The following is a 2222-nucleotide window of genomic DNA, read 5'->3' as shown; positions in this document are numbered from 1 at the left end:
ACGCTCTCCCCTTATCTTTTCTTTCGTTTGGTTTAGAACAACTCTTCCGTTGTGCCACCAGAACCGCTTGAATAAATGCTGTCTTCGAGGCTGTTACCAACGTATTCGGTTGGCTCCGTGCCTTTCTCAAAGTATTCAAACATGGACGTGCTATCCACTTTATGAGTCAGCAGACCGCTGTTGCGATCGATGCGAACGCGCACGATGTCATCTGGAATATTCTTGCCTTGTTCTGGCTTGCCTTCCAATGCCACTTGCATAAAGTCAATCCATGCTGGTTCTGCTGTTTTCGCACCTGATTCAGCACCAGATACTTGGCCTTGACCCAAATTGCTGTTCACCGTCGTGCGGCCTAACGCGCGTGAGTGATCATCGAAGCCCACCCATGCAATAGCAACCACGCCCGGACCATAACCGTTGTACCATGCGTCTTTTGAATCGTTAGTCGTACCAGTTTTACCACCAATATCACGACGCTCAAGTTTTTGCGCACGCCAGCCGGTACCGTTCCAGCCAGTTCCTTCACGCCAGTTGCCGCCACCCCAGATGTTGCTGTACATCATTTCACGCATCAAGAATGCGTTTTGTTCAGAGATCACTTGTGGTGCGTATTTTGGTTCATCATTTTCTAGTGCGTTCTCTGGAGCTTGGCCATCAACGGCAACGTCTTGCTCACCGAACTCACTGGCAAAGCGATCCATTTCTGGTTGTGGGCTCATTTGTGGGCAATCTTGATGACAAACGCTCTTAGGGTTGGCTTTAAACAAAACTTCGCCAAATGCATCTTCAACGCGTTCGACATAGAATGGCTCAACATAGTAACCGCCGTTTGCAAAAACCGAGTAACCTTGTGCCACTTTCATTGGCGTTAAGCTACCCGCACCCAAGGCGATAGTTTCTGAGCGAGGCACTTCGTTGATATCGAATCCAAAGCGAGTTAGGTACTGACGAGTTTCATCCAGACCCACTTCACGTAAGGTACGAACCGCCATTACGTTTTTCGATTGCGCTAAGCCAATGCGAAGGCGAGTTGGACCGCCGTAAGTTGGAGGCGAGTTCTTTGGTCGCCATGCTGAGCCTGAACCTGCGTCCCATTTGTTGATTGGCGCATCGTTGATCAGAGTTGCTAACGTTAGGCCTTTATCGATAGCGGCTGAGTAAATAAATGGTTTGATACTAGAACCAACCTGACGCACGGACATGGTTGCGCGGTTAAACTTGCTGTGAACAAAGTTGAAACCACCTACCAGTGACAAAATGCCGCCATTTTCAGGATTCATCGCGACAAATGCGGTGTTCGCGCTAGGCACTTGGCTTAGCTTCCAGCTGCTTTGAGTGTTGCCATCTTCATCGGTGGTCGTTAGCTCGCGAACCCAAATTTGTTCACCTGCAGCTAAAACCTCTTGTGCAGATTTTGGCGTTGAACCTTGACGGTTATCGGTGAGGAATTTGCGTGCCCAGTTCATGCCAGTCCAAGGGATGGTTTGTGCATCGTTATTTTTCACAACAACTTGCGCCGTTTTGCCTTCCACTTTTGTCACGACAGCAGGGTAAAGATCGCCGTAAGTTGGCTGGCCTTTTAGATGCTTCTCAATTTGTTCTGCATCCCAAGCGGCTTCCCCTTCTTTCCACAACACTTTTTCTGCGCCGCGGTAGCCATGACGCTCGTCATAAGCCATTAGGTTGTTTACCGCAGCCTTATTGGCAGCGTCTTGCAGTTTAGAGTCAACCGTCATGTAGATATTCAAACCCGACGTATAGGCTTTCTCTTCACCGTACTCTTTTACTGCCCATGCACGTGCAAGTTCGGCAACGTAAGGCGCAGACACTTCAATTTCTGCACTGTGGTAACGAGCAATGATTGGTTCGTTACGTGCTTCATCGAATTGTTCTTGCGTAATGTATTTTTCATCGAGCATACGCATTAACACAACGTTACGAAGCTTTGTTGCACGTTCTAGCGAGTATATTGGGTTCATGGTTGAAGGTGCTTTTGGCATCCCCGCCAGTGTCGCAATTTCGCTAAGCGAGAGCTCATTTAGGCTCTTACCAAAATACACCTGAGCTGCTGCACCAAAACCGTATGAGCGATAGCCAAGGAAGATCTTGTTAACGTAAAGCTCCATGATCTCTTGTTTGCTCAGCAGTTGCTCAATGTGAATGGCAATGAAGATCTCTTTGATCTTACGCATTAGTTTCTTCTCGTTAGATAAGAAGAAGTT

1 protein-coding gene is annotated in these 2222 nt (G+C 48.0%); it reads right to left on the bottom strand.

Going from position 1 to position 2222, the window contains the following annotated elements; translation table 11 throughout:
- Nucleotides 1-32 precede the first annotated feature (32 nt).
- On the bottom strand, nt 33-2222 hold a 2190-nt coding region (locus R7P35_RS23705), incomplete at its 5' end, for a penicillin-binding protein 1A (protein WP_318092761.1).

Source organism: Vibrio sp. Vb0304, assembly GCF_033338995.1.
Taxonomy (GTDB): Bacteria; Pseudomonadota; Gammaproteobacteria; order Enterobacterales; family Vibrionaceae; genus Vibrio; species Vibrio alginolyticus.
The sequence above is the reverse complement of the archived record's forward strand: the minus strand, read 5'-3'. Positions and strand labels throughout refer to the sequence as shown.